23 protein-coding genes, 2 tRNA genes and 1 pseudogene are annotated in these 25657 nt (G+C 69.9%); 15 read left to right on the forward strand and 11 right to left on the reverse strand.

Translation table 11 applies throughout. The annotated features are described in order from the left end of the window. Window positions 1–13: 13 nt before the first annotated feature. Window positions 14–1198: an epoxide hydrolase family protein gene (locus tag GXW79_RS17935; RefSeq protein ID WP_211875820.1), complete on the forward strand. Its 1185-nt coding sequence runs from the start codon at window positions 14–16 to the stop codon at window positions 1196–1198. Here GXW79_RS17935 and GXW79_RS17940 read toward each other — a convergent pair. The 4 genes and pseudogenes from GXW79_RS17940 to GXW79_RS17950 form a co-directional block, all read right to left on the reverse strand. Then, the gene (locus tag GXW79_RS17940; RefSeq protein ID WP_211875821.1) at window positions 1161–3431 is read right to left on the reverse strand and encodes an NADP-dependent malic enzyme; all 2271 of its coding nucleotides are present in this window, start codon (window positions 3429–3431) and stop codon (window positions 1161–1163) included. The genes GXW79_RS17935 and GXW79_RS17940 overlap by 38 nt on opposite strands. Window positions 3432–3608: 177 nt before the next feature. After that, window positions 3609–3848 (reverse strand): annotated as a pseudogene (locus GXW79_RS21515) (AAA family ATPase); the annotation flags it as partial. Then, window positions 3791–3973 (reverse strand): ATP-binding protein, encoded by a 183-nt coding sequence (locus tag GXW79_RS21520; RefSeq protein ID WP_246504100.1) that lies wholly within the window; start codon window positions 3971–3973, stop codon window positions 3791–3793. The gene GXW79_RS21520 and the pseudogene GXW79_RS21515, both read right to left, overlap by 58 nt. 43 nt (window positions 3974–4016) lie before the next feature. Further along, window positions 4017–4102: transfer RNA gene (locus GXW79_RS17950), tRNA-Leu, on the reverse strand. Window positions 4103–4130: 28 nt separating this feature from the next. Here GXW79_RS17950 and lipB point away from each other — a divergent pair. Further along, complete coding sequence (lipB, locus tag GXW79_RS17955; protein WP_211875822.1) at window positions 4131–4814, forward strand: lipoyl(octanoyl) transferase LipB; 684 nt, start codon at window positions 4131–4133, stop codon at window positions 4812–4814. A 5-nt stretch (window positions 4815–4819) separates the two neighbouring features. On the opposite strand, the gene GXW79_RS17960 is transcribed toward lipB, so the two are convergent. From GXW79_RS17960 to GXW79_RS17970, 3 genes are all read right to left on the reverse strand, one after another. Continuing rightward, complete coding sequence (locus GXW79_RS17960; RefSeq protein ID WP_211875823.1) at window positions 4820–5326, reverse strand: GNAT family N-acetyltransferase; 507 nt, start codon at window positions 5324–5326, stop codon at window positions 4820–4822. A gap of 115 nt (window positions 5327–5441) precedes the next feature. Further along, complete coding sequence (locus GXW79_RS17965; RefSeq protein ID WP_211875824.1) at window positions 5442–6551, reverse strand: endonuclease/exonuclease/phosphatase family protein; 1110 nt, start codon at window positions 6549–6551, stop codon at window positions 5442–5444. Window positions 6552–6630: 79 nt separating this feature from the next. Then, window positions 6631–8016, reverse strand: coding sequence for a DEAD/DEAH box helicase (locus GXW79_RS17970; RefSeq protein ID WP_211875825.1), 1386 nt, complete (start codon window positions 8014–8016; stop codon window positions 6631–6633). Window positions 8017–8366: 350 nt separating this feature from the next. Here GXW79_RS17970 and GXW79_RS17975 point away from each other — a divergent pair, with 350 nt between their 5' ends. Beyond that, entirely contained in the window at window positions 8367–10112 is a 1746-nt protein-coding gene (locus GXW79_RS17975; protein WP_211875826.1) for a caspase family protein, read from the forward strand. A 42-nt stretch (window positions 10113–10154) separates the two neighbouring features. Here the strand turns inward: GXW79_RS17975 and GXW79_RS17980 are convergent, their stop codons facing one another. Next, window positions 10155–10535 carry a hypothetical protein gene (locus GXW79_RS17980; protein WP_211875827.1) on the reverse strand — a complete coding sequence of 127 codons (381 nt, stop codon included), beginning with the start codon at window positions 10533–10535 and terminating at the stop codon, window positions 10155–10157. A gap of 235 nt (window positions 10536–10770) precedes the next feature. Between GXW79_RS17980 and GXW79_RS17985 the strand changes: the two genes are divergently transcribed. The 11 genes from GXW79_RS17985 to GXW79_RS18035 all read left to right on the forward strand — a co-directional run bounded on the left by GXW79_RS17985 (window position 10771) and on the right by GXW79_RS18035 (window position 22523). Further along, on the forward strand, window positions 10771–11814 hold the full coding sequence (locus tag GXW79_RS17985; RefSeq protein ID WP_211875828.1) for a rod shape-determining protein: 1044 nt from the start codon (window positions 10771–10773) through the stop codon (window positions 11812–11814). Between the two features lie 120 nt (window positions 11815–11934). Beyond that, window positions 11935–12801 (forward strand): rod shape-determining protein MreC, encoded by an 867-nt coding sequence (gene mreC / locus GXW79_RS17990; protein ID WP_211875829.1) that lies wholly within the window; start codon window positions 11935–11937, stop codon window positions 12799–12801. A gap of 4 nt (window positions 12802–12805) precedes the next feature. Then, window positions 12806–13363, forward strand: coding sequence for a rod shape-determining protein MreD (locus tag GXW79_RS17995; RefSeq protein ID WP_211875830.1), 558 nt, complete (start codon window positions 12806–12808; stop codon window positions 13361–13363). Next, complete coding sequence (mrdA, locus tag GXW79_RS18000) at window positions 13360–15261, forward strand: penicillin-binding protein 2 (protein WP_367614952.1); 1902 nt, start codon at window positions 13360–13362, stop codon at window positions 15259–15261. Before GXW79_RS17995 ends, mrdA begins: the two co-directional genes overlap by 4 nt. A gap of 196 nt (window positions 15262–15457) precedes the next feature. Continuing rightward, window positions 15458–16603, forward strand: coding sequence for a rod shape-determining protein RodA (rodA, locus tag GXW79_RS18005; protein ID WP_211875831.1), 1146 nt, complete (start codon window positions 15458–15460; stop codon window positions 16601–16603). Window positions 16604–16652: 49 nt separating this feature from the next. Continuing rightward, window positions 16653–16728: transfer RNA gene (locus tag GXW79_RS18010), tRNA-Lys, on the forward strand. Between the two features lie 185 nt (window positions 16729–16913). After that, window positions 16914–18686 carry a hypothetical protein gene (locus GXW79_RS18015; protein WP_211875832.1) on the forward strand — a complete coding sequence of 591 codons (1773 nt, stop codon included), beginning with the start codon at window positions 16914–16916 and terminating at the stop codon, window positions 18684–18686. Window positions 18687–18983: 297 nt separating this feature from the next. After that, complete coding sequence (locus GXW79_RS18020; RefSeq protein ID WP_211875833.1) at window positions 18984–19952, forward strand: Bug family tripartite tricarboxylate transporter substrate binding protein; 969 nt, start codon at window positions 18984–18986, stop codon at window positions 19950–19952. Next, on the forward strand, window positions 19936–20580 hold the full coding sequence (locus GXW79_RS18025) for a glutathione S-transferase N-terminal domain-containing protein (RefSeq protein ID WP_211875834.1): 645 nt from the start codon (window positions 19936–19938) through the stop codon (window positions 20578–20580). The genes GXW79_RS18020 and GXW79_RS18025 overlap by 17 nt, the downstream gene beginning before the upstream one ends. Before the next feature lie 150 nt (window positions 20581–20730). Beyond that, a complete protein-coding gene (locus GXW79_RS18030) occupies window positions 20731–21480 on the forward strand; it encodes an SDR family NAD(P)-dependent oxidoreductase (protein WP_211875835.1) in 750 nt (249 codons plus the stop codon). Between the two features lie 182 nt (window positions 21481–21662). Continuing rightward, window positions 21663–22523 (forward strand): FkbM family methyltransferase, encoded by an 861-nt coding sequence (locus GXW79_RS18035; RefSeq protein ID WP_211875836.1) that lies wholly within the window; start codon window positions 21663–21665, stop codon window positions 22521–22523. Here GXW79_RS18035 and arfB read toward each other — a convergent pair. The 3 genes from arfB to GXW79_RS18050 are packed head-to-tail and all read right to left on the reverse strand — an operon-like array spanning window position 22520 to window position 25007. Next, entirely contained in the window at window positions 22520–22942 is a 423-nt protein-coding gene (gene arfB / locus GXW79_RS18040; RefSeq protein WP_211875837.1) for an alternative ribosome rescue aminoacyl-tRNA hydrolase ArfB, read from the reverse strand. The genes GXW79_RS18035 and arfB overlap by 4 nt on opposite strands. After that, entirely contained in the window at window positions 22939–23643 is a 705-nt protein-coding gene (gene eutC, locus GXW79_RS18045) for an ethanolamine ammonia-lyase subunit EutC (protein WP_211875838.1), read from the reverse strand. The genes arfB and eutC overlap by 4 nt, the downstream gene beginning before the upstream one ends. Then, window positions 23640–25007: an ethanolamine ammonia-lyase subunit EutB gene (locus GXW79_RS18050; protein WP_211875839.1), complete on the reverse strand. Its 1368-nt coding sequence runs from the start codon at window positions 25005–25007 to the stop codon at window positions 23640–23642. Before GXW79_RS18050 ends, eutC begins: the two co-directional genes overlap by 4 nt. A 92-nt stretch (window positions 25008–25099) precedes the next feature. Here GXW79_RS18050 and GXW79_RS18055 point away from each other — a divergent pair, with 92 nt between their 5' ends. Next, window positions 25100–25651 carry a thiamine pyrophosphate-binding protein gene (locus GXW79_RS18055; RefSeq protein WP_211875840.1) on the forward strand — a complete coding sequence of 184 codons (552 nt, stop codon included), beginning with the start codon at window positions 25100–25102 and terminating at the stop codon, window positions 25649–25651. Window positions 25652–25657: the final 6 nt, after the last annotated feature.

The raw sequence follows: 25657 nt of genomic DNA on the forward strand, positions 1-25657 counted from the left end.
CCGGGAGGATCCCATGACCCCGTTCCGCCTCGCCATTCCCGACGAAGCCCTGGCCGACCTCAGCACCCGCCTCGCGCTGACCCGCCTGCCGGACCAGGCGCCGGGCGCGCCCTGGGCCTATGGCACCGACGTCGCCTGTCTGGGCGACCTCATCGCGTATTGGCAGCACGGCTTCGACTGGCGCGCGCAGGAGGCGGCGCTCAATGCTTTTCCGCAATTCACGGTTCCCCTGCACGGCATCGACCTGCATGGCCTGCACGTGCCGGGGAAGGGGCCGAACCCGACGCCGCTGCTGCTGATGCATGGCTGGCCGGGCTCGGTGTTCGAGTTCCTCGACATCATCCCGCGCCTGACCGACCCCGCTGCCTTCGGTGGCGATCCGGCCGATGCCTTCACGGTCGTCGCACCCTCGCTGCCCGGCTATGGCCTGTCCTTCGCGCCGGGCCAGCCGCGCTTCGGCGTCGCCGAAATCGCGGATTGCCTGGCGGAGCTGATGACCAAGGTGCTCGGCTATCCGCGCTTCGCCGCCCAGGGGGGTGACTGGGGCGCCTCCATCGCCTCGAACCTCGGGGCGGTGCATGCGGAGACGCTGATCGGCATCCACATCAATCTTCTCGCGATGCGCCCGGACGTGCCGCCGCCGGCGAATCCCACCGCGGAGGAAGCGCGCTACGCCGCCGAGGTGGCCGAATGGCTGCGCGAGGAGGCCGGCTACCAGGCGATCCAGGGCACGCGCCCGCAGACGCTGGCCTTCGCGCTGACCGACAGCCCGGCCGGCCTCGCCGCCTGGATCGCCGAGAAATTCCATGCCTGGACGGACAATGACGGCGCCATCGAAAGCGCCGTGGACCGCGACCGGATGCTCGCGAACATCGCGCTGTACTGGTTCACCGGCTGCATCGGCGCGTCCTTCTGGCCCTATTACGCGCGGCTGCACGGCGCCTGGCCGATCCCCGAGGGGCGCACCGTCGACGTGCCGATGGGTTATGCCGCCTTCCCGCGCGAAATCCGCCGCCCGCCGCGCAGCATTGCCGCGCGCAGCTACACCGACATCCGGCGCTGGACGGTCATGCCCAAGGGCGGGCATTTCGCCGCGATGGAGCAGCCCGCTGCCCTGGCCGCCGATATCGCGGCCTTCTTCCGGCCGCTGCGCGAGGCCGCTACGGCGCCAGGGACTGCGCCACCGCGAGGGCCGTGAGGTTCACGATCCCCCGCGCCGTCACCGAGGGGACCAGCACATGGATGGGCTTGCGGGTGCCCAGCAGGATCGGGCCCACCTGCAGCCCGTCGGCGGCCGCCTTGAGCAGGTTGAAGGCGATGTTCGCGGCATCGACATTGGGCATCACCAGCAGGTTCGCGGCCCCCTCCAGCGTGCTGTCGGGCACCGCGCGGTCGCGGATCAGCGGGATCAGCGCGGCGTCGGCGTGCATCTCGCCATCGACCTCGAGCCCCGGCGCGACCTCGCGGATCAGGGCGAGGGCCTGGCGCATCCGCCGGGCGGAATCGGCCCCCGAGGCACCGAAGGAGGAATGCGACAGCAGCGCCACCTTCGGCACCACGCCGAAGCCGCGCACCTGTTCGGCAGCGAGCAGTGTCATCTCCGCGATCTGCGCCGGCGAGGGCTCCAGCACCAGGTGCGTGTCCACCACGAACAGCACGCCATTGGGCATGATGACGGCGGAGAGCGCGTAGCAGCGCCCGACCCCGTCGGCGCGCCCGATCACGTCATGCGCGTGGTGGAAATGGCCCATCCAGTCGCCGGTGCCGCCGCAGATGGCGGCATCCGCATGCCCGGCTTCGAGCAGCAGGGCCGCGGCCACCGTGTGGCTTTCGCCGACCAGGCGGTCGGCGGCGTCGGGCGGGGTGCCGCGGCGGCCGACCTTGCCGCGATACAGCGCGCGCAACGGCGCGAAGATGCCCTCATCCGTCGCGGGGTCGATGATGCGGACGCTCTCGGCGAAATCCATGCGCAGGCCGAGGGAGAGCGCGCGCGCCTCGATCACCGCGCGGTCGCCGAGCAGGATGGGCTCGGCGATGCCCTCGTCGAGCACGGTCTGCACGGCGCGCAGGGTGCGTTCGTCCGCGCCTTCGGCATAGACCACGCGGCGAGGGTTCTTGCGCGCCGCCTCGATCACCGGGCGCATCAGGTTGCCCGAGCGGAAGACGAAGCGTTCGAGCTCGCCGTGATAGGCGGCGAAATCCTCGATCGGGCGCCGCGCGGCGCCGCTCGCCATCGCGGCGCGCGCGACGGCGGGGGCGATCTCCAGGATCAGCCGCGGGTCGAAGGGTTTGGGAATGATGTAGTCCGGGCCGAAGATCGGCGCCTGCCCGCCATAGGCGGCGGCGACGACCTCGGAGGCCTCGACGCGGGCGAGCTTGGCGATGGCCTCCACGGCGGCGACCTTCATCGCCTCGTTGATCGAGGTCGCGCCCACATCCAGCGCACCGCGGAAGATGAAGGGGAAGCACAGGACATTATTGACTTGGTTCGGATAGTCCGTCCGGCCCGTCGCCACGATCGCGTCGGGGCGCGCGGCGCGCACCGCCTCGGGCAGGATCTCGGGCTCGGGATTGGCGAGCGCCAGGACCAGCGGGCGCGGGGCCAGCAGGGCGAGCCATTCCGGCTTGAGGATGCGGGGTGCCGAGAGGCCGAGAAAGATGTCCGCGCCCGGCAGCGCGTCTTCGAGGGTGCGTTCGCTGGTCGCCCGCGCGTAGCGATCCTTCCACGGGTCCATCAGCTCGTTGCGGCCTTCGTAGACCACGCCCTTGATGTCGACGACGGTGACGTTCTCGCGCTTCAGCCCCATCGAACACAGCAGGTCGAGGCAGGCGAGCGCGGCCGCACCGCCGCCGGTGTTGACCAGCTTGACGTCTTCGAGCCGCTTGCCCTGCAGCAGCAGCCCGTTGCGGATGGCCGCGGCGACGATGATGGCGGTGCCGTGCTGGTCGTCATGGAAGACGGGGATCTTCATGCGTTCGCGGAGCGCCTTCTCCACGATGAAGCACTCGGGCGCCTTGATGTCCTCGAGGTTGATGGCGCCGAAGGAGGGCTCGAGCGCGGCGATGATGGTGATCAGCTTCTCGGGGTCGTTCTCGTCAATCTCGATGTCGATGGAATCGATGCCGGCGAATTTCTTGAAGAGCACCGCCTTGCCCTCCATCACGGGCTTGCTCGCCAGCGCGCCGATCGCACCCAGGCCGAGCACCGCGGTTCCGTTGGTGATGACGGCGACCATGTTCCCGCGCGAGGTGTAGTCATAGGCGCGGTCGGGGTCCTTCGCGATTTCCTCGCAGGCGGCGGCGACGCCGGGGGAATAGGCGAGGCCGAGATCGCGCTGCGTGGCCATGCGCTTGGTCGGCTCGACGCTCAGCTTTCCCGGCCGCGGATAGCGGTGGTAGTCGAGCGCGGCCTTGCGGAAATCCTCGTCCATGACGTCCCTCTCTCTCGCGGGCAGCATAAACGCCCCCGGCCAGGGCGCCAGGGATCCAGGGCGTGTGGCGGGTGATGATGAAGCCTTCCTCCGGCAAAGGTGGGGCGAAGTGGGCGTGAACTGGGCGAACTCGGCCTCAGTGACGGGGAAGGGATGCTCGGCCGCGGCGTTGAGGGTGCGCAGACGTTGGGCGAAGAGCGCGTCCGGTACGTCCAGCCAGTGCAGCTCATGCGCGGCGCCGGCGGCGTCGATCAGGGATCGCATCCATGCCCGGCGCTTGAGCGTGTTCGCGTGAAAATCCAGGACGATTGAGAGGCCCTGGCGCAGGAACTCGACGAGATGCGGCTGCATCGCCGCCGTCAGCCGCGCCGAGAGGCGTCCGTAATCCTCAGTGGTGCGAAGCTCTGGCCCGAACAGCGTCGCGGTCTAATGGTCTCGCTGACCAGCAGCGTTCCCGGTCGCGCTGCCAGTTGCGCGGCGAGCATGGACTTGCCGGAGGCGATCTTGCCGCACAGGAGATGGAGCGTCGTCGCGCCGGTCATGCACAGCACCCATATGCGGGGGATGATGACGCGGACACTGCCCTGGTGCGGCCAAGAAGATTCGAACTTCCACGGGGTTTCCCCCACCAGCACCTCAAGCTGGCGCGTCTACCATTCCGCCATGGCCGCATTCAGGGTAGGGGGGGGCGTATAGCCGATGAACCTCGCCGCATCAACGCATCCCGCGCCGGTTTTTTCCCCCGCCCCGGAATGGGCGGTCGCGGAGGGCCGGCTTGGCTACCCCGAGGCAATCGCGCAGATGGAGGCGCATATCGCCGCCATGCGCGCCGGCACCGCCCGCGAGCGCGTCTGGCTGGTCGAACATGAGCCGCTCTACACCGGTGGGACCTCGGCGACCGAGGCGGGGCTGATCGATGCTCGCTTTCCCGCCCATCGCAGCGGGCGCGGCGGGCAATGGACCTATCACGGGCCGGGGCAGCGCACCGGCTATGTGATGCTGGACCTCGAGCGCGCGCATGGGCGCATCCCCGCGCGCGACATCCGCGCCTATGTGCACGGGCTGGAGGATTGGCTGATCGGCGCGCTCGACCTGCTGGGCGTACGTGGGGAGCGGCGCGAGGGGCGCGTTGGCATCTGGGTGCAGGACCGCGCCCGGGGCGGCGAGGCGAAAATCGCCGCGATCGGCGTGCGCGTCACGCGATGGGTCTCCTGGCACGGCGTGGCGTTGAACGTGGACCCGGAGCTGTCCCACTTCGCCGGCATCATCCCTTGCGGCATCGCCGAGCACGGCGTGACCAGCCTGCACCACCAGGGTGTCATCGCGACGATGGAGGATGCCGACGCGGCGCTGATGGCCGCCTGGCCGAAGGTGTTCGGGTAGAGGCCCTACAGCACCTTGGCGAAGTGGAAGCGCCGGATGCCGCCGCCGATGGTCTTGTTGCTGGCCTGGTCCGCGACAACCTCGCGCGTGAGGGCGTACTCGGCGCGGCGGTAGAGCGCCACCGCGGCGGGCTGGAGCTCCGAGGTGCTCAGTTCCATCCGCGAGAAACCACGGCGGCGGCATTCATCCTCGGCGAATTCGAGCATGGCCGAGGCGATGCCCGTGCGTCGCTCGGTGGGGCTGACATACATGCGTCGGAGCTCGAGGAAATGGTCGTCATGGGGTTCCAGCCCGAACATGCCGATGATGGCGCCGGCGCGCTCGGCGACCCAGAAGGCGCCGCCGTGTTCGGCGTAGTAGGCGGCGACCCGGTCCATCTCCTCGACCAGGGACTGGTCGATGTAGGTCTCGAAGGCGTCGCGCATGTCGGGCGGCGCGAGCAGCCGGTTCACCGTGATGAACAGTTCGCGCACGGCATTCGCGTCCCTCTCCTCGAAGGACCGAATCGCCATCACTCCAGCCATGCCATGAGCCTTCGTCCCCGCGGCCACGCCCGTCGCGCCTCGTTCCAGTCGCCAGAAATAAAAGATTGGGGGTCCGGGGGAAATTCCTTTCCGCCGTCTTCCTTCAAACCCCCAGATCCACCCAGATCCCCGCATGGTCGGAGGCCGCTTCCTCCGCCTTGGTGATCTCCGGCAGATGCGGGAACAGGGTCCCGTTCACCCCGCCCCAGACGCCGCGCCGCTCCACCCCCGCGCGCTCCACCTTCGCAAACAGGTCGGGTGAGAGGATGATGTAGTCGATCTTGTTGCCCTTGGTGCCGTTCGCGTAGGTGCCTGGGCGCCCGTCGCTCTCGAAGGCCGGGTGCTGGGAGACGTCGCGCAGCTTGCCGTCGCCCAGCAGCGGGGCGAGTTGCGCGCTATCCGGCGTGTCGTTCAGGTCGCCAAGGATGGTGACAAACTTCGCCCCGCTCGCGATTCGGGCCTCATAGATCGCGCGCGTGCGGGTGGCCTGCGCCTTTCGCTTCGCGTCGGAGGTGCCCTTGTCGCCGAAACCCTTGCTCTTGAAGTGGTTGATCAACACCCAAAGCGATTGTCCGGATGGCAGCACCACCTCGTATTCCGGGCAGTCGCGGCTGAAGATGGGGTTGCCGGCGGCGTCGCGGTCATCGACGTGGCTGGTGACGGAGCGGATGGGGAAGCCCTCGCCGGTGCCGAGGCCGACATCGATGCCGCGGTCGTCATTGCCATCGACGAGCATGATGTGTGGGAACGGCGTGGTGCCGAGCATGGGCAGCATCGCCTCGGAAAAGCGCTTGAGCGAGGGGCGGTTCTCGGCCTCGACCACGGCGAGGATGTCGGGGGCGATCAATGCGATCACGCGCGCGGTGTTCGCGATCGCGACCTGGTTCACCGGTTCGGTCTTGAGTTCGACCCAGCCGATCCAGTCCTCCGCGCCGGACGCGGTGATGGTGAGCACGCCATCGACCTTCTTGCGCAGCTTGCCGCGGTTCTGGCGCAGGATGGCGAAGCGGCTGTCGTCGCCCTTGGCGAGGCCGAGGATCTCCAGCAGCGCCTCGATCCGGCGGATATTGGCGGCGGTGTAGACCGCCTTCTTGAACAGGATGTTGATTTCGGCCTGGGCCGAGAGGATCGGCTTGGCCTCCTGCGAACTGGGCAGGTTGAGCGCCTTGGCGCGTTCGAACAGGTTCTCGACATTGTAGGCCGCGAGCCGCATGGCACCCTCCCCGCCGCGATGGCGGGGAGAAGCCTAGGCGATCACGCGACCGCGCAACGATGTCCGTTTGGTGACGGGTTCAGCCGCGGTTGCGGTTGGGCGTGGGTGCAGCGTCGCGGAAATCGCCTTCGCGCCAGTTGCGATCGCGGCCCGGTGCCTGCGTCGCCTTCACCACGGGGCGGCGGCGGCTGTCGGTGCCGGCGGGCAGTGCAACAGGTTTGGCGGCCGGACGCGGATTGCTCGCCTGCGGGCCACCGCGGCCCTGAGACTGGCCACCGCGTCCGGGCGGGCGCTGGCCACGGCGCTGCGGCTCGGGCGAGGGGACTTCGCGACCGTTCGGGTCGCGGCGATCCTCGGAGGGCACCACCATGCGGATCAGCTTCTCGATGGCCTTGAGCTTGTCGCGGTCATCGATGCAGCACAGCGAGACGGCCGCGCCAGACGCACCGGCGCGCGCGGTGCGCCCGATCCGGTGGACATAGGTCTCGGGCACTTCGGGCAGGTCGTACTGGACGACGTGGGTGACACCATCGACGTCGATGCCGCGCGCGGCGATGTCGGTTGCGACCATCACCGGCGCCTGGCCGGATTTGAACATGGCGAGCGCGCGTTCGCGGTTGTTCTGGCTCTTGTTGCCGTGGATCGCGCTCGCGTTGATGCCGTCGGCTTCGAGCTGCTTCACCACCTTGTCCGCGCCGTGCTTGGTGCGGGTGAAGACCAGGGCGCGGTTCACGCCTTCGGACTTCAGCAGTTCGGTCAGGATCAGGCGCTTGCGGCCCTGCTCCACATGGATGACGCGCTGGGCGACCTTCTCCGCCGTGGTGGCCACGGGGGTGACGGCGACGCGCTCCGGCGTGATCAGCATCTCGGCGGCGAGCTTGCCGATCTCGGCGGGCATGGTCGCGGAGAAGAACAGCGTCTGGCGATCCTTGGGCGTCTGCGCGACCAGCTTGCGGATGGCCGGCAGGAAGCCGGCATCGAGCATCTGGTCGGCCTCGTCGAGAACCAGGATCTTCACGTGATCCAGGCGCGTGGTGCGGCTGGAGAGGTGGTCGAGCAGGCGGCCCGGCGTGGCCACCAGCACATCGACGCCGGCATGGAGCATGCGCTGCTGCGGCCCCATCGCTTGGCCGCCGAAGACGATGCCGACGGACAGGCCCATATGCCGGCCATAGGCCTTGAAGCTCGCCGCGATCTGGCTCGCGAGCTCGCGCGTCGGGCTGAGGATCAGCGCGCGGCAGCCGCCGCGCGGCGGGCGGCCGCCTTGTTCGGCCAGGCGGTGCAGGATCGGCAGCGCGAAGGCCGCCGTCTTGCCGGTGCCGGTCTGTGCGATGCCGAGCAGATCGCGCCCGGTCAGCGCGATCGGGATCGCACGCGCCTGGATCGGGGTGGGGGTGGTGTAGCCTTCCTCGGTGAGCGCGCGGAGCAGGGGTTCGGCCAGGCCGAGTTCGTTGAAATTGGTCAAGGTTCGGGTATCCAGATGCGTCGACGCACCGCATGGGATGCGCTCGGACGAGATTTCGGGGAGGAGGCCCCGCGTGTCGGGAGCGATTCCGCTGGGGTGGCCGCGCTATTCCCGGCCCGGGTACCGCACGGCCCGCCTTCTGGCGGGTTCCGGGGGCCGGTCACGCGGCCGGGGCGGCGCGTGGGCGCACAAGATCGCGCGCTGACAGGAGCTATGTGGCCGAGTTGGCGATCATTTGCAAGCAGACAATCCGTGACGCTCCAGGGACAGCGGGCGGCTGCCGGTCACAGCCATGTTCGTGCTACTCTTAGACGCTTGACCCGATCGCCACGCTGCCGGAAGGATCGCGCATGCGAACCCTGCTGATCGCGCTTTGCCTGCTGCTCGCCGCGCCGCAATCCGCCCCTCTTGCCCAGGGCGGGCGGCGCGTGGCGCTCGTCGTCGGCATCGATGGCTATGCCAACGTGCAGACCCTGACCCGCGCGCGCAACGACGCCACCTCCATCGCGCGCCAGCTCACCGAGATCGGCTTCGAGGTCATCCTGCGCACCGATCCCGACCGGCGCGGCATCTCGACCGCGCTCGCGCAGTTCGAGGACCGGCTGCGCGGCGCCGAGGTGGGCATGTTCTTCTTCGCCGGCCACGGCGTGGAAATCCGCGGCACCAATGTGCTGTTGCCGGCCGACATCCCGGCGACGCTGTCGGAATCGATCCTGCTGCGCGAGGGCTTCCTGCTCACCGACGTCGCCCAGGCGATGACCGAGAGCGGCGTGCGTTATTCCGCCCTGATCATCGATGCCTGCCGCGACAACCCGCTGCCGCGCCAGGCCGGGCGGAGCGTCGGCCGCACCCGCGGCCTCGGCCGCGTCGATGCACCGCAAGGCACCTACGTGGTCTATTCGGCCGGCATCGGCGAGGCCGCGCTCGACCGTCTGAGCGATACCGATCCCTCGCCCAACAGCGTGTTCACCCGATACCTGCTGCCTGCCCTTGCGCAGCCGGGGCTCAGCCTCGATGCCGCGGTGAAGCAGGTGCGCGACCAGGTGCGCACCGACGCCGCCTCGGTCCGGCACCAGCAGAACCCCGCCATCTACGACCAGGCGACGGGCGAGCTGTTTCTCATCCCGCAGGCGGCCGCACCGGCGCCCACCCCGCTGCCGCCCGCGCCGCCGGCGCAGGTCGCAGCACCGGACGGCACCGCGGCCGCCGAGCTGGTGTTCTGGCAATCGGTGCAGGGCACCGGCCGCCCTGCTGAGCTCGAAGCCTATCTGGAGCGCTGGCCGGCGGGCGTCTTCGCCCCGATCGCGCGCGCCCGGCTCGCCGCCCTCGCGAGCCCCGCGCTGCCGCGATCGGTGCCGAGCGGCGGTCCGCTCGGGCGCGAGGCGATCATCCAGCTGCAGCGGCGGCTCGCGAGCCTCGGGCTCGACCCCGGGCCGGCCGACGGCACGCCGGGCCAGCGCACCCTGGCCGCGATCCGCGCGGCGCAATACGCCCTCGGCCTCACCGTCGATGGCGAGGCTTCGGACGCGCTGGTCACGCGGCTGGGCCAGCAGCCGGTGCCCGAGGCGCCGGATCTCGCGCGCGGTCTGGCCGCGCAGGCGCCGGCCGCCCTGCAGGAGCGCAATCCGGCCGAGGCGGTGCGGGTGCTGGAGGCAGCGGTGCGGCTCGCGCCACGCGACGGCGCGCTTTGGCTGATGCTGGGCGACGTCAATCGCCAGCGCGGCGCCAATGAACCCGCGCGGCGCGCCTATGTCGCCGCGCGCAACGCCGGCGCGGGTGAAGCGGACGCCCGCATCGCGGCCCTGCCGACCGCGCGCGTCGAACCCGTGGCCAGCGCCGCCGTGCCCAACCCGGCCGTGCCTTCGCCGCCCGGGCGCTGCGGGGTGACCTTCGCCGGCACGCGGACGCAGGATGGGCTGACAGGGTTCAACTTCCGCAACAGCTGCCCGACCACCATGGCCTTCCGGGCGAATTGCCCGAGCGCGCCGACCTTGGCGCGCGGGGACATCACGATCGGGGCGAATACCTCGACGACGGTGTGGGCAGCGTCCCGCGGTGCGGCGGGGGCTTGCAGCGTCAACGCAAGGGCGCGGTGACGAAAGACGGCTGGGGGAAATTCATGCCCCCGATTTCTTTTTTCACGCCGCCGAACCGGCGATGATCGCCCGCTCCAGATCCTGCACCCAGCCATTATACGCCCGGTTGATCTGGCCCCCGTTGAAGCTCAAATTGCTGCTTTCCAGGTGCTGGATCGAAAACCGGTCGCGCGAGTAGGTGATCTCGACCACCGCCTGGTCGCGCCTGGCGTTGAAGGTCGCGCGCATCACCCCGGGGCGGACATCCTGCACGGCCCAGTTCAGCCGGATGGCCGCGCGACGGATTTGGTCGCCGCGGCGGGTGAGCGGTGCCGCTCCGAGGAAGTTCGCCTCGCTCACCGTATAGACGGGTGCCAGGCGGTTGCAGCCCAGCAGGATCAGCGGGCCAAGCGCGGCCCCGGCGAAAACAGCGCGACGGCGCATGGCAAGCTCTCCAGTGGCGGGCGCCCGGCCCGCTCTCGCGGCTGCATCATCGTCATTCATGGCGGAAGCGCAACCGCCGCGATGGTGCCCTGCGTCGTCGCGTCCGGAATCCGGCTTGAGCCGCAACGCCGGCAGGGCTAAGCCTCCGACCCGTTTCCCGCGCAGAGTTGTGATCTATAGGCGGCACCCCCCAGGCGACGGGATTGGGTGGGCCCGCCTTAGGAAGGTTTGGCGCATGTTCTCTCGCCTGTTCGGCTTTCTCTCGGCCGACATGGCCATCGACCTCGGCACGGCGAACACGCTTGTCTACGTCAAGGGGCGTGGCGTCGTTCTGAACGAGCCGTCGGTGGTGGCCATCTCCGATACCCGCGGGCGCAAGCAGGTGCTCGCCGTGGGCGAGGAGGCGAAGCTCATGCTCGGCCGCACGCCGGGCAACATCGCCGCCATCCGCCCGCTGCGCGACGGCGTCATCGCCGATTTCGAAGTGGCGGAGGAGATGATCAAGCATTTCATCCGCAAGGTGCACAATCGCCGCAGCTTCGCCTCGCCGCTGATCATCGTGTGCGTCCCCTCGGGCTCCACCGCCGTCGAGCGCCGCGCGATCCAGGAGAGTGCCGAGAGTGCGGGCGCGCGCAAGGTGCTGCTGATCGAGGAGCCGATGGCCGCCGCGATCGGTGCCGGGCTGCCTGTGACCGAGCCCTCGGGTTCGATGGTGGTCGATATCGGCGGGGGCACCACCGAGGTCGCGGTGATTTCGCTCGGCGGCATCGTCTATGCTCGCTCCGTCCGCGTCGGCGGGGACAAGATGGACGAGGCGATCATTTCCTACATCCGCCGCTCCGCGAACCTGCTCATCGGCGAGAGCAGCGCCGAGCGCATCAAGATGGAAATCGGCGCCGCCGCGGCCCCCGACAATGGCGGCGAAGGCAACTTCACTGAGGTGAAGGGCCGCGACCTGATGAACGGCGTCCCGCGCGAGGTCGCCGTCTCCGAACGGCAGGTGGCCGAGGCGCTGTTCGAGCCGGTGCTCGCCATCGTGGAGGCCGTGAAGGTCGCACTCGAGAACACGCCGCCCGAGCTCGCGGCCGATATCGTCGACAAGGGCATCGTGCTGACCGGGGGCGGGGCGTTGCTGCACCGCCTCGACCAGGTGCTGCGCGACGCGACGGGCCTGCCGGTGGTGGTGGCGGAGGAGCCGCTCTCCTGCGTGGCCCTGGGCACCGGCCGGGCGCTGGAGGACATCAAGCGCCTGCGCCACGTCCTCACGTCCATGTATTGATCCGCGCGAGGCATTAATCTGGCGACGCGAGGCGGCGATTGCGGCAGGATGGCACGGCATACGATGTGCTTGGCCTGCGGAAGATCTGAAACGCATAGAGGGTTTTAGGGCAGGGTATCGGTGATCCGTCTCAGCATTCCGCTACGCCAGGCCCTCTCGCGCCTGACCCTGCCGCTGATGGTGGCGGCCGCCTTCGGCACCATGCTGCTGGGCAAGGCCGACACTGTGATAGCCGAACGCGCGCGCACTGCGCTGGCCGATGCGCTGGCCCCGCTCTACGCCGTGATGGCCGAGCCGCTGCGCGCCGTGCAGGACGGGCTGGACGAGGCGCGATCCCTGCTGCAGCTGCGCACCGACAATGCCCGCCTGCGCGAGGAGAATGAGCGTCTGCGCCGCTGGCACGCCGCGGCCCTGGCACTGGAGGCGGAGAACGTGATGCTGCGCCGGCAGACCAATTTCGTCCCCGACAGCACGCCCAGCTTCAACACCGCCCGCGTGGTCGCCGATGGCGGCGGCACCTATGCCCGCGCCGTGCTTCTCGCCACGCTCCCCGGCCAGCCGGTGCGCAAGGGGCAGGTCGCACTCGATGAGCGCGGCCTGGTCGGGCGCGTCACCGAGGTCGGCTCCCGCTCCGCCCGCGTGCTGCTCGCCACCGATATGAACTCCCGCGTGCCGATCACGCTGGAGGGCTCGCGCGTGCGGGCGATGATGCTGGGGACCAATGGCGGTCGGCCGCGCATCGCGCATTGGCCGGAAGGCTCGGTCCCGCAGGAGGGTGAGCGCATCGTCACCTCCGCCGAGGCCGGGGCTTTCCCCGCCGGGCTGCCGGTGGGCGTGGTGCGCTTCTCGCCCTCCGGTGCGGCCGAGGTGGAGCTGTTCGCCCAGCTCGACCGTCTGGACATGGTGCGGCTGTTCGATTTCGGCCTGCGCGGCATCCTGCCGCCGGAATCCGTGGCGCGGCCCGAGCCGCGGCCGCAGCGGCGCTAGACCCATGGACAGGCCGCCAACGCGACCGCGGCCGGGCCGGCAGGAGCCGGCCCAGGGATTCTGGCGCTGGCTCGACGCCTTCTTCCGCGCCGCCCTGCCGCCGGTCGCGACCGCGCTGCTGCTGGTCTTCGTCGCGGCGTTTCGCGGCGCGCCGGCGCTGGTGCCCGCCGTGGTGCTGCCGGCGGTGTTCTTCTGGTCCATCTTCCGACCCCTCAGCATGTCGCCCGTGGCGGTGTTCGCGCTGGGGCTGCTGCAGGATCTGGTCACCTATGCGCCGATCGGCATCGGCATCCTGACCCTGCTCGCGGTGCATGGCCTCGCCTTCCGCTGGCGCCGGTCGCTCGCCGGGTGGAGCTTCCTCGCGGTGTGGGTGGTGTTCTGCGGCTTCGCGGCCGGGGCGGCGGGGCTGGGCTGGCTGCTGCACGCGCTGCTCGCGCTGAGCCTGCCGCCGCCCGAGCCGTCCGTGCAGTTCGCCCTGCTCGCCGCCGGGCTGTACCCGAGCCTCGCCTTCCTGATGACGCGGGCGCACCGCGCCATGCGGCAGGCGGAGCTCGAGGCGTGAGCCGCGACAGCCGCCCGCTGCGCCCGCTGGGTGGCGAGCGCACCGTGCGCAAGGAGGAAGAGCGCCGGCGCTCCGTGTTCAAGCGCCGCGCCTTCATCCTGGGCGGTGTGCAGCTCGGCGCCTTCGCCTTCCTCGCCTCCCGCCTGTACAAGCTGCAGGTCGAGCAGGGCGCGCGCTACGCCACGCTCGCCGAGGAGAACCGCATCTCCGCGCGCCTCATCGCGCCGCCGCGCGGGCGCGTGCTCGATCGCAATGGCAAGACGGTGGCCGGCAACCGGCTGAACTGGCGCGTGCTGCTGGTCGCCGAGCAGAGCGCGGATGTGAACGCCACGCTCGAAACCTTCACCCGCATCGTGCCGCTTGAAGCCCATGAGCGCGCGCGGATCGAGCGCGAGGTGCGCCGCCGACGCCGCTTCGTCCCCGTCATCGTGCGCGAGTTCCTGACGTGGGAGGAGATGGCGCGGATCGAGGTCAACGCGCCCGACCTGCCGGGGATCAGCGTCGATCTCGGCACCACGCGCCTGTACCCGGAGGCCGAGCACCTGGCCCATATCGTGGGCTATGTCGCACCGCCGGCCGAGGCCGATATCGGTGAGGATCCGCTGCTGGAGCTGCCCGGCATCCGCGTCGGCCGCGCCGGGGTCGAGCGCGCGCATGACCGGGTGCTGCGCGGCCGCGCGGGGTCCGTCCAGCTCGAGGTCAACGCCGTCGGCCGCGTCATCCGCGAGCTCGACCGGCGCGAGGGCATCCCCGGCCAGGACGTGCAGATCAGCGTCGATTCCGACCTGCAGCGCGCGATCCGCGGGCGGATCGAGGAGGGCACCTCGGTGGTGCTGCTCGATGCCCGCAACGGCGAGGTGCTGGCCATGGCAAGTCAGCCCAGCTTCGACCCGAGCGTGTTCAACACCGGCGTGTCCGGCGCCCAGTGGCGGCAATGGACAGCGTCGCGCTCCACGCCCCTAATCAACAAGGCGACCAACGGGCTCTACGCCCCGGGGTCCACCTTCAAGATGGTCGTCGCACTCGCCGCGCTCGAGGCGCGCGTGGTCACGCCGGGAGAGCGGGTCAACTGCCCGGGCCACATGGACCTCGGTGAATCACGCTTCCATTGCCACAATCGCAACGGCCATGGCGGCCTCGACATGCGGCAGGGCATCAAGCTGTCCTGCGACGTCTATTTCTACGAGATGGCCAAGCGGCTCGGCATCGACCGCATCTCGGCGATGGCGCGGCGCTTCGGGCTCGGCGTCGACCTGGAGATCGAGATCCCCGGCGTCCGCCGCGGCATGTCGCCGACGCGGGCCTGGCGCGAGGCCCAGGGCCGGCCCTGGGCGCTGGGCGATACGGTCATCCATGGCATCGGCCAGGGGTTCTATCAGTTCACCCCGCTCTCGCTCGCGACCATGGCGGCCAGGCTCGCGACCGGGCGCGCGGTGCAGCCGCATCTGACGAAGCTGGTGGGTGGCCGCCCGGTGCGCGGCGCGCGGGCCGAGGACTGGCCCTCGCTCGGCATCCCCGACCGCGACATGCGGCTGGTGCGCGACGCGATGTGGGCGGTGGTGAACGAGGAAGGTGGGACAGCGCGGATCGCGCGACTGCCGGCCGCACTCGGCGCCCAGGTCGCCGGCAAGACCGGGACCACACAGGTGCGCCGCGTCACCCGCGAACAGCGCGAACGCGGCTTCCGGGTCGAGACCATGCCGCGCGAATGGCGCCCGCACGCGCTGTTCGTGGCCTTCGCGCCGCATGACAACCCGCTGTTCGCGGTCTCGGTCGTGGTCGAGCACGGGACCTCGGGCAGCATGGCGGCGGCGCCACTGGCGCGCGATGTGCTGGCGGAGGCGTTCCAGCGGCTGCGGCCGGGTGGGCCAGGGACGCAGCGAGTGGCCGGCGGATGAAAAAGCAAGACCGGGGGAATGAATTCCCCCAGATCCCGATCTTTTATTTTTGGCTTTTTGGTACCCGCTGGCAGGTTGCTCGCGCTTGGCAAGGGAAGCTCGGACTGCGCGGCCGTCCCGTGGATAAAAACAAAAGAAAGTGGCGCGACGCAATGCGTCGCTGGGAGAAATTCATTTCCCCTATGCTTGTTCCCTCATGATCCTCGAAAAACGTCTCCTCGCCCGCGACCGTGGCGTCGGCCTGCTCAACAAGTTCTGGCAGGTGCCGTGGTTATTCGTGCTGCTGGTCACCACCATCGCCGGCGTCGGCTACGTTGCGCTGTATTCCGCAGGCGGCGGCGCGCCGGAGCCCTATGCCTCCAAGCACGCGATCCGCTTCGGCTTCGGGCTGGTGCTGATGCTGTCGATCGCGATGATCGACATCAAGCTGATCGCGAAGCTGTCCTGGCTGGGCTACCTCGGCGGCATCGGGATGCTGGTGCTGGTGCTTCTGGTGGGCAATGTCGGCAAGGGTGCGCAGCGCTGGATCGACGTCGGGCCCATCCAGCTGCAGCCATCCGAGCTGATGAAGATCATGCTGGTCCTTGGGCTCGCCGCCTATTTCCATAGAGCGAGCTGGGAGCGGATGGGCAACATCCTGTTCCTGATCCCGGCCGGCATCATGATCCTGATCCCCGTTGGGCTGATCCTGAAGCAGCCAAACCTGGGCACCGCGCTCATCACGGGGCTGGTGGGCACTGCGGTGCTGTGGGCGGCGGGAGTGCGGTGGTGGAAGTTCGCGGCCCTGGCGGTCTGCATCGGGATCGCGGCACCCATCGCCTACGAGCATCTTCACGACTACCAGCGAGCGCGGATCACGACCTTCCTCGATCCCGAGAGCGATCCGCTCGGGGCAGGGTACAACATCATCCAGTCCAAGATCGCACTCGGGTCGGGAGGGCTGTGGGGGAAGGGGTTCCTGCAGGGGACGCAGGGGCATTTGAACTTCCTTCCCGAGAAGCAGACCGACTTCATCTTCACCATGCTGGCCGAGGAATTCGGCCTGGTGGGTGCGCTGTCGGTGCTGGCGCTGATGCTGATGGTGGTGGCCTTCTGCTTCATGGTGGCGTTCCGGTCTCGCCATCAGTTCGGGCGGCTGCTGGCGATCGGGCTCGGGACCAATTTCTTCCTCTACGTCTTCGTGAACGTCGCGATGGTGACGGGATCCATTCCGGTGGGCGGCGTGCCGCTGCCGCTGATCTCGCATGGCGGGTCGGCGATGCTGACGACGATGCTGGGCTTCGGGCTGCTGCTCTCGGCGCATATCCACCGCGATGCGGAGCTTGGCGTCACCAAGGATTGAAGGTTGGGGCTGGACAAAGCCGGCGCGGCGGGCCATTACGCCGCCCTCCGGGCGCATAGCTCAGTTGGTAGAGCAGCTGACTCTTAATCAGCGGGTCGTAGGTTCGAGCCCTACTGCGCCCACCATACCCGCAAGAAGTTTGTCTGCACTTCGCCCGCACCGCGGGAAGCTGCGCGGCGCGGTCCGCGCCATGCTGGTGCACGCCCGAAACTCTGCAAGCGGTTGGACGCCAACGTTGCTTCGCGGAGTGAAATCCCCGTCAGCACACTGAGCTGCGAAGAACTGTCCTTCACTCCCCGCGTTAACGTTCGTGGCCGGCATTGCCACGCCGGAACGCAACACGGCAGTGCAAGGTGAAGACCAGATCATGGGCGCCACGAATACGCGGTCCCGAGCGAACAGCCACTCCCCACCATTCGAGCCGCCGCCTTCCGCCGCGGACGCGTTCCAGCACAACGGATGGAAACAGGCGCGGAGCTCGGTGCTGAAGGCCTTGGCGGAGGGTGGGCTCGTGATCCTCGCCGCGCCGCACGGTGCCGGCAAGACGCTGTTGCTTCAGGACCTTGAGCGCACGCTCCGGTCCGCTGGCGTTAAGGTCAGCCTTGAGGGAAGGGAGGCCGTCGCCACGTCGATCGCACCGGACGTCGTGCGCCTGGTGGATGACGCCGACCCGCTGGACGAAGCCACGCTGTTCAGCCTTGCAATGCTGGGGAAAGCCACCGTGCTTGGCGTCCTTCCGCCTGCGGCGGACCGCATGGCGTTCCTGCCGGGACGGGTCTCGGTCACGCGGCTGGCGCCGCTCTCCCGCGCGGAGGTCGATGCCTTCGTCGCGGCTGGCCTTGCTGCGGCCGGCCTCTCGCCGGATGCGTTTGGCGTGGAGGCCATCGATTCACTGGCCGCCTTGTCGGAAGGCCTGCCGGGTCGATTGAACCTGCTGGGCCAGGCATCGCTGCTGCAGGCCCAACTGGACCAGGCGTCGCAGGTCCAGGCCGAGCATGTGATCCGCGCGGCCGAGATCTCGGCGCCCGGTGGCGCCACGCGTGGCCCCGCGGCCGCACGGCGCGTCGACCTCGTGCCTCTGCATTTCGCGGAGGGCATCCGCGAACCGCTCGCTGCCGCAGTGCCGCCGATGCGAAGACGGCGGCCGAGCTTCCTGGTCATGGGTGGTTTGGCCGCGGCCCTCGTCCTCGCCGTCGCCGCGGCGGCGTTACTGCCGCACGCGCGCTCTCGCGATGCAAGTACCGCAATTGTCGCGGAGGCAGGCAGCGGGACCAACGCCGCGCGCTGGATCGCCCGGCGACGTCCCGATCCAGAGACCGGGCGGATGCCTTGGGCGCCGCCGCCCGCCGCCGAGCGGACTGCGCCCACCGCGGTTGCGGATATCGCCGCCCCACAAACTGCAGAGCGCGCGCCGGAGCCGGCCCCCGTCGCCGTGGCCGAAGCGTCCATCGCACCGGATCCGGGCGGCCCTTCCACGCCACCATCCGCGACGATGGAGCCAGCGCCACCCACCGCCGATGCAAGCCGCTCTGCGCCAGCCGATCCACCAGCGCCGGCGCCATCCGAGCGCGACGCAGCGGTTGAGCCGGCGATCGGCAGCCCGTCTTCGGCGACCGTTCCGCCGGCGGCCACTGCCCCACCTGAAGTCGCCCCGACGCCGGCAGGACGCGGCGCGACGGTTGGACCGGTCATCGCCGCCCCTTCCGCGGCCGTGCGCGCGGAGCCGGAGCGGGCCATGGCCGGGACCTTCCGCGGCACCACCTTCAACGAGACGCTGGGGCGCCGCGGTGGACTGCAACTGGTGGTCACGCCGGTCGGCCGCGGCGAGGACGTGGTGGTGCGGTTCGATGCCTATCGCGGCCTCATCGGCCGCGGCCAGCTCGCCGGGCGCCTGACCCCGGCTGGCCGCCTCTCCGCGGCCGGTGTGCTCATGATGGGTCGCACCCCGTTCAAGGCCGAGATCAACGCGACCATCGCGGATGGAACACTCAGCGGCACGGCGGTCTACGTGAGCGTTACCGAAACTGGCGTGCGGCCTACCAGCTCGAGCGGCACCTTCCGCCTCGCCCGCGACGAGCCCTGACCGGGCACGCTACGAGTATGTTTGGGTCCGGAAGGCCGACGTCGTCTCAAGGTGCCGCGACGTCGGCGAGGCGTCGATTTTCTTCCAACATGATCGAGACGCTGAACAGCTTCCGCGACACGCTGGAGATGGTCGGGCCTTGGCTGGGCGTGACTGATGCGGTGTCCGGCGCGGTGGTGCTGGAGCTGCCGCAGAAGGGCTGATGCGTCGCGAGAGGGCGGCGAAAGGCTTCACAGCGTGAACGCCGCCGGCTAGAACCGTCACAGGAAAACGCCGGTCCTTTCACAGGACCTCGCCATGCCGAAAATCCGTCGTCGCGCCCTGCTGGGCGCCGTGTCCGCCGTGACGCTCTCCTCCCCCGCGCTAGCCTTTCCTGACCGCACCCTGCGCATCATCTCGGGCTTCCCGCCCGGTGGGCTGAACGACATAATCGCGCGCGCCCTTGCGCAACCGCTCTCGGCGGAGCTGGGGCAGGCCGTCGTGGTCGAAAACCGTGGCGGCGCCGGCGGCAGCGTCGGTGCCACGGCGGCGGCGCGGTCCGCGCCCGATGGCCACGCGCTGTGGATGGGCATCGTCGATACCCAGGCCATCAACCCCTTCGCCTATCGCAATCTGCAATACGATCCGGACCGGGACTTCGCGCCGATCAGCATGGTCGGCCGCTTCCCCTTCGCGCTGATCGTGGGCCCCAGCCGGCCCGGCATCCAAAGCTTCCCGCAACTGATCGATGCGGCGCGCCCCGACCCCGAGGGCGTGACCTACGCCAGCTGGGGCGTGGCCAGCACGCCGCACCTCGCGATGGAGCGCATCCTCGCGCAGCAGGGCGTGCGCATGCTCCACGTGCCCTTCACCGGCCAGGCACCGGCCATGCAGGCCATCCTGGCCGGCCAGGTCGACTGCTTCGCGCTGCCCGCGGGTGGCGCCGAGAGCCTGACGCGCGACGGCCGCAGCCGCGCCGTGGCCGTGCTGGCACCCGGCGAGGTGCCGCTATTCCCCGGCGTGCCCACGGTGAAGAGTTTTGGCGCGCCGCTGGAGAGTGGCCTGTGGAAGGCGATCTATGCCCCCGCGCGCACGCCCGCGCCGGTCATCGCGCAGCTCAACGCCGCCGTCCGCCGTGCCATGACCAACGCGGCCTTCATCGAGGTGGTGCGCCAGCAGGGTGCGGTGCCCGAGCCCAGCACGCCGGAATTCCTCGCGGCGTTCCAGCGCGATGAGCGCCGTGCGTGGGGCGATGTCGTGCGCTCCACCAATGCGCTTGTTGAATGACATGTACGAGCTGATCAGCGCCACGCCGTCCCCCTATGCCCGCAAGGTGCGGATCGCGCTCATCGAGAAGGGCATCGCCTTCACGCTTCGCACCGAGGTGCCCTGGCACGCGGACACGGCGACGCCGGCCTACAACCCGCTGGAGAAGCTGCCCGTCCTGGTGCTGCCCGACGGGCAGGGCATCTACGAAAGCCGCTTCATCCTCGAATGGCTGGAGGTGCATTATCCGGACCCGCCGCTGCTGCCGCGCGACCCTGTCCTCGCGTTGCAGGCGCGGCAGATCGAGGTTATCTGCGATGGCATCTGCGACGCGACGGTGCTGCTGTTCTTCGAGCGCCGGCGGGAGGCGCCGAGCGCGCCGTGGATGGCGCGCCAGCGCCGCAAGATCGATGGCGGGCTGTCCGCGCTCGAGCGCCTGGCGGGCCCGGGTTTCCTCGTGGACGACCGCTTCGGCCTGGCCGACATCTGCGTCGGCACGGTGCTGCGCTACCTGACGGTCCGCTACCCGGACCACCCGTGGCGCGACACGCATTCTGGGCTGGTCGCGATGAGCGGGCGGCTGGAGACGCGGGCCAGCTTCGCGGCGAGCGTTCCGGTGCCGCAGTCCATCGTCGAGGCGGTCGTCTAGCCACGACGCCGGCGGAGCCCATTGCGCACTTGGTGGCGGCATTGCCCGAATGCCTGCCGGCGAGGAAGCGTCCGACCCACACGGGCACCCGCTTGGCGTCGGTCGCCAACTGACACTACCCTTCACCGGCAAACTCTGACGGAACGCCCCATGACCTTCGATTTTTCCGGCAAGCGCGTGCTCGTCGCCGGCGGCAGCCGCGGCATCGGCCTCGCCGTCGCGCAGGGGTTCGCCCGCGCCGGCGCCGACGTCGCCATCTGCGCCCGCAGCCAGGGCCCGCTCGACGCCGCGCAGGCAGAACTCGCGGGCTTCGGCCACAAGGCGATCGCTGCCTCGTGCGACCTCGGCGACGGTCCGGCCGTCCTGCGGTGGGTCGAGGATGCGGCCCAGGCCCTGGGTGGCGTCGACGTGCTGGTGAACAACGCCTCCGGCTTTGGTGCGACCGATACCGAGGAAGGCTGGGCCGCCGGCCTCTCGGTGGACGTCATGGCGACGGTGCGCGCGAGCCGCGTCGCCATTCCCCACCTTCGTGCGTCGAAGGGGAGCATCGTCAACGTCAGCTCCATTTCGGGCTTCCGCCCTTCCACGCGCACGCCGGCCTATGCGGCGGTGAAGGCGCTGCTGATCAGCTACACGTCGAGCCAGGCGGCGATGCTCGCCAAGGATGGCGTGCGGGTGAATGCGGTGGCCCCGGGTTCGATCGAGTTCCCCGGCGGTTCGTGGGAGAAGCGGCGCCTCGCCGGCGAGCCGGTCTATGCGAACATCCTGGCCTCGATCCCGTTCGGCCGCCTCGGCACGCCCGAGGAAGTGGCCGACGTCGCTCTGTTCCTGGCCTCGCCGTTGGCGCGCTGGGTGACCGGGCAGACGATCATTGTCGATGGCGGCCAGATGCTGGGGTAGGACGAACGCCGAGCGGCGCGTCACGATCGGAGACAATGCGCACGGTAACGGGAAGGCGCGGGCGCTTGCCGCCAATGCTGCAGGGCTTAGACCATCCGGGCGGCTCGCCTGTCGCATCCCCGACGCGGCCTGCCGCGTAGCGAGAGTGGCCACATCGGCGACACGAGGAGCGCGCTCCGACCATGCATCATTCGAGCCGGCTGCGGCACCTCATCGGGCTTGGCAAGGCGATCGGTCCGCTCGCCGCATTGCGGGTCTGGGGGCGGCGTGCCATGCGCCAGGCTGCCCCCGTGACAGCGCGCGCCGGCGGCCACCCGATCCGCATCCGGCCACTGGACAGCGATCCTTTCGTTGCCTCTCAGATCTTCGGCTGGAAGGATTACCAGCTCGATGCCGCCCTGCTCGCCGGCCTGCATGCGCTGGCGCGCCGCCAGCGCGCGCAAGGCCACCAGCCGCTGATCATCGATGCCGGCGCCAATGTCGGCTACTCGGCGCTTTACTTTGCCGCGATGTTTCCCGAGGCACTGGTCGTCGCGATCGAACCCGACGCGGTCACCTTCGCGGAATTACGCGCCAACGCCGCGCGCGAGCCGCGCATTCATCCCGTCCACGGCGCGCTGTGGTCGCACGAGAACGGTGTCAATCTCGGTGGCGCGCCGGGCGATGGCTCCTGGTCGCGCCAGGTCGCCGATGGCGGCAGCGTGCCGTCGCGCCGGCTGGCGAGCCTGGTGGCGGCGGTGCCGGGCGGGTATCCGCTGATCGTGAAGCTCGACATCGAAGGCGCCGAGCGCACCGTGTTCGAATCGGACGGCGCGGTCTTCGCCCAGGCGCCCTGCATAGTCATCGAGCCGCATGACTTCATGATCCCGGGCGGCGCCTGCCTCGCGCCGCTGTTCGCCGCGCTGGCCGGGCGCGCGATGGACACGCTGATCGCCGGCGAGAACCTGATTTTTTTCGACTCGAGCCTGGTGCGGCCGCCGCAGCAACCGTCTGGCCCGGCCGCGGCGCTTGAACGTCACGTTTACGCGGCGAGCGACGTCTAGTCGCCCTCGGGCGGCCTGCGCAGCGATTTGAGCGCGCCACGCAGCGTCTTCCCATCCACGCGCCGGCGCACGGAGCCCTTGGTAGGCTTGGTCGGGCGCCGCGGCGGCGGCGGGGGGATCGCGGCCTCGCGGATCAGCGCGAGCAGGCGTTCCATCGCGTCCTCGCGGTTGCGGTCCTGGGTGCGGTGGCGCTGGGCGTTGATGACCAGCACGCCCTCCTTGGTCAGCCGCCGGCCGGCTAAGGTCGCAAGGCGCGCCTTCACTGCATCCGACAGCGCGGGCGAGGCGCGCACGTCGAAGCGCAGTTCGACGGCGGTCTCCACCTTGTTGACGTTCTGCCCGCCGGGGCCGGAGGCGCGGAGAAAGCGTTCCTCGATCTCCTTCGGGTCGAGCGCGATGCGCGGCGTCACCTGGATCATGGCGTCAGCAAAGGCGAGGCGGGCTGCTCATCCTTCAGTGCGACGCCGGTCGCCCCCAGCGCGCGCGCCGCGCCGAGCAGCCACAGGATCTTGCCGGCCGCGTCGTCGGCGCCGAGGCCGCCGGGGCGAATGTTGGAGATGCAGTTGCGCTCCGCATCCGTGCGCCCGATGCGCGGTGCCCAGGTGATGTAGGCACCGATGCTGTCGGTGGCCGAGAGCCCCGGCCGCTCGCCGATGAGCACGATGACGGCGGCCGCGTCCAGCGCCTCGCCGATCGCGTCGCCCAGGGCCACGCGCGCCTGTTCGGCGATGACCAGCACGGGGTCGGAGAGGGCGGCGGCCAGGCGCGCGACCAGCGCCGGGGCGTGGCGCTGCACGCCCTCCGCGCAGAGGCCATCGGCGAGGATCAGCGCGATGCATCCGGGTCGCGGGACCAGCGCGTGGGGTTCGGCGAGGCGGCGCCCGAGATCGGGGCGGAGCAGGAACTCGCGCCGGTCGCGTGCCTGGCTGCGCACGCGCGTCGCGGGGAGGTCGCAGGCGGCGGCGAGGGCCTCGGCATCGAGTGCCGACCACACCGCGTCGCGCGCGCGGGCATGCGCCTCGGCGAAGTCGAGCTGTGCCGCGGTCGGCACCGCATGCCCCGCGCGGCCCAGCCCAACGCGGGCCGAGGTGAAGCGGCGGAGGTGGCCGACCTCGCTCACGCCAAGCCGATCAGGGCTGGGGACATCCCGGCGGGAATCGCATCGCCTGCGCCGATGCCCATGCGCGCCATCCACGCGGCGAATTCCGGCGCCGGCGCCTTGCCGAGCAGCGCGCGCGCCTGCAACCCGTCATGAAAGGAGGTGCTTTGGTAGGCGAGCATCACGTCATCCGCCCCCGGCACGCCCATGATGTAGGTCACGCCCGCGACGCCGAGCAGGGTGAGCAGCGCATCCATGTCGTCCTGGTCGGCCTCGGCGTGGTTCGTGTAGCAGATGTCCACCCCCATCGGCAGGCCGAGCAGCTTGCCGCAGAAATGGTCCTCGATGCCGGCGCGGATGATCTGCTTGCCGTCGAACAGGTATTCCGGGCCAATGAAGCCGACGACGGAATTGACCAGCAGCGGGGCGTAGGCGCGGGCGACGCCATAGGCGCGCGCCTCCAGCGTCTGCTGGTCCACGCCGTGATGAGCCTCGGCACTCAGCGCGCTGCCCTGGCCGGTTTCGAAATACATGACGTCGTGTCCGACTGTGCCGCGATTCAGCGACAACGCCGCATCCCGCGCTTCGCGAAGCAGTGCGAGTGTGACGCCGAAACCACGATTGGTTCCCTCCGTTCCGCCGATCGACTGAAACACCAGGTCCACCGGCGCGCCGCGCTCCATCGCGCGCAGCGTGGTGGTGACGTGGCTGAGCACGCAGCTCTGGGTGGGGATGGCGAAGCGCTCGCGCACCATGTCGAGCATCTCGAGCACGCGCATCACGCCCTCGACATTGTCGGTCGCGGGGTTCACGCCGATCACCGCGTCGCCCGCGCCCAGCAGCAGGCCATCGAGCAGCGATGCCGCGATGCCGCGCGGGTCATCGGTGGGGTGGTTGGGTTGCAGGCGGATCGACAGCGTGCCCGGCAGCCCGATGGTGTTGCGGAAGCGCGTCACCACCCGGCATTTTTGTGCCACCGCCACCATGTCCGCGATGCGCATGATCTTGGAGACAGCGGCCACCATCTCTGGCGTCAGCCCCGGCGCCAGCTTCGTCAGCGTGGCACTGTCCGCGCCCTCGCCAAGCAGCCAGTCGCGAAAGCCGCCGACCGTCAGGTGCGAGACCTGCGCGAAGGCCGACGCGTCGTGGGAATCCAGGATCAGCCGCGTGACGTCATCGGCCTCATAGGGCACCAGCGCTTCGTTGAGGAACACGCGCAACGGCAAATCCGCCAGCGCGCGCTGCGCCGCCACCCGCTCGGCAGCACTGCCCGCCGCCACACCCGCCAGCGCATCGCCCGAGCGCGCCGGCGTGGCGCGCGCCATCAGCGTCGCCAAATCCCCGAACACATACCGCGTGCCGCCAATGCCATGCGCCCAGGCCATGCCGCCCCCTTTGCGCGCGCAGAATGCCCGACACCTCCGCGTCTTGCCAGCGCGCCGCACCCGGCCGATGCTCGCGCCCGAGCGAGGAAACCATGCAGCAAGACACAATCGAACAACGCCCCGACGCCGCGGCCGACTGGCCCGACCAGATCTATGACCTGCTGAAACTCCACAACATCCGCCAGGTCGCGCTGGTGCCCGATGCCGGCCATTCGCGCCTCATCAAGCGCTGCATCGCCGACAACACAATGAAGGTCGTCACACTCACCACCGAGGAGGAAGGTGTCGCCATGATGGCCGGCGCCTGGCTCGGTGGCGATCGCTCCGTGCTGCTCATGCAATCTTCCGGCGTGGGCAACTGCATCAACATGCTCACACTCTCATCCATCCACCGCACGCCGATGCCGATGATCGTGACCATGCGGGGTGATTTCGGCGAGTTCAACCCGGCCCAGATCGCCATGGGCAACGCCACGCAGGCCGTCCTTGAAGCCATGGGCACGCTGGTCAAGCGCGCCGACACGCCCGAGGACGTCGCCCCCACCGTCGACGCCACGCTGCGCATGGCCTTCAACACCTTCCGCCCGACCGCGACCCTGCTCGGCCAGCGCCTGCTCGGCGCGAAAACCTTCGGGAAGGACTGAGCCGCC

Source organism: Plastoroseomonas arctica (assembly GCF_018128965.1).
In the GTDB taxonomy this organism is placed as follows: Bacteria; Pseudomonadota; Alphaproteobacteria; order Acetobacterales; family Acetobacteraceae; genus Plastoroseomonas; species Plastoroseomonas arctica.

Bases quoted from the DNA above. Each gene is read 5' to 3' on its own strand.
- GXW79_RS18035 (WP_211875836.1), top strand. From the start codon at position 21,663: ATGCATCATTCGAGCCGGCTGCGGCACCTCATCGGGCTTGGCAAGGCG.
- GXW79_RS18055 (WP_211875840.1), top strand. From the start codon at position 25,100: ATGCAGCAAGACACAATCGAACAACGCCCCGACGCCGCGGCCGACTGG.
- GXW79_RS17965 (WP_211875824.1), bottom strand. From the start codon at position 6,551: ATGCGGCTCGCGGCCTACAATGTCGAGAACCTGTTCGAACGCGCCAAG.
- GXW79_RS18020 (WP_211875833.1), top strand. From the start codon at position 18,984: ATGCCGAAAATCCGTCGTCGCGCCCTGCTGGGCGCCGTGTCCGCCGTG.
- rodA (WP_211875831.1), top strand. From the start codon at position 15,458: ATGATCCTCGAAAAACGTCTCCTCGCCCGCGACCGTGGCGTCGGCCTG.
- GXW79_RS17980 (WP_211875827.1), bottom strand. From the start codon at position 10,535: ATGCGCCGTCGCGCTGTTTTCGCCGGGGCCGCGCTTGGCCCGCTGATC.
- arfB (WP_211875837.1), bottom strand. From the start codon at position 22,942: ATGATCCAGGTGACGCCGCGCATCGCGCTCGACCCGAAGGAGATCGAG.
- GXW79_RS17940 (WP_211875821.1), bottom strand. From the start codon at position 3,431: ATGGACGAGGATTTCCGCAAGGCCGCGCTCGACTACCACCGCTATCCG.
- lipB (WP_211875822.1), top strand. From the start codon at position 4,131: ATGAACCTCGCCGCATCAACGCATCCCGCGCCGGTTTTTTCCCCCGCC.
- GXW79_RS17960 (WP_211875823.1), bottom strand. From the start codon at position 5,326: ATGGCGATTCGGTCCTTCGAGGAGAGGGACGCGAATGCCGTGCGCGAA.
- GXW79_RS17995 (WP_211875830.1), top strand. From the start codon at position 12,806: ATGGACAGGCCGCCAACGCGACCGCGGCCGGGCCGGCAGGAGCCGGCC.
- GXW79_RS18030 (WP_211875835.1), top strand. From the start codon at position 20,731: ATGACCTTCGATTTTTCCGGCAAGCGCGTGCTCGTCGCCGGCGGCAGC.
- GXW79_RS18025 (WP_211875834.1), top strand. From the start codon at position 19,936: ATGCGCTTGTTGAATGACATGTACGAGCTGATCAGCGCCACGCCGTCC.
- GXW79_RS17975 (WP_211875826.1), top strand. From the start codon at position 8,367: ATGCGAACCCTGCTGATCGCGCTTTGCCTGCTGCTCGCCGCGCCGCAA.
- GXW79_RS17935 (WP_211875820.1), top strand. From the start codon at position 14: ATGACCCCGTTCCGCCTCGCCATTCCCGACGAAGCCCTGGCCGACCTC.
- GXW79_RS18050 (WP_211875839.1), bottom strand. From the start codon at position 25,007: ATGGCCTGGGCGCATGGCATTGGCGGCACGCGGTATGTGTTCGGGGAT.
- GXW79_RS17985 (WP_211875828.1), top strand. From the start codon at position 10,771: ATGTTCTCTCGCCTGTTCGGCTTTCTCTCGGCCGACATGGCCATCGAC.
- GXW79_RS21520 (WP_246504100.1), bottom strand. From the start codon at position 3,973: ATGACCGGCGCGACGACGCTCCATCTCCTGTGCGGCAAGATCGCCTCC.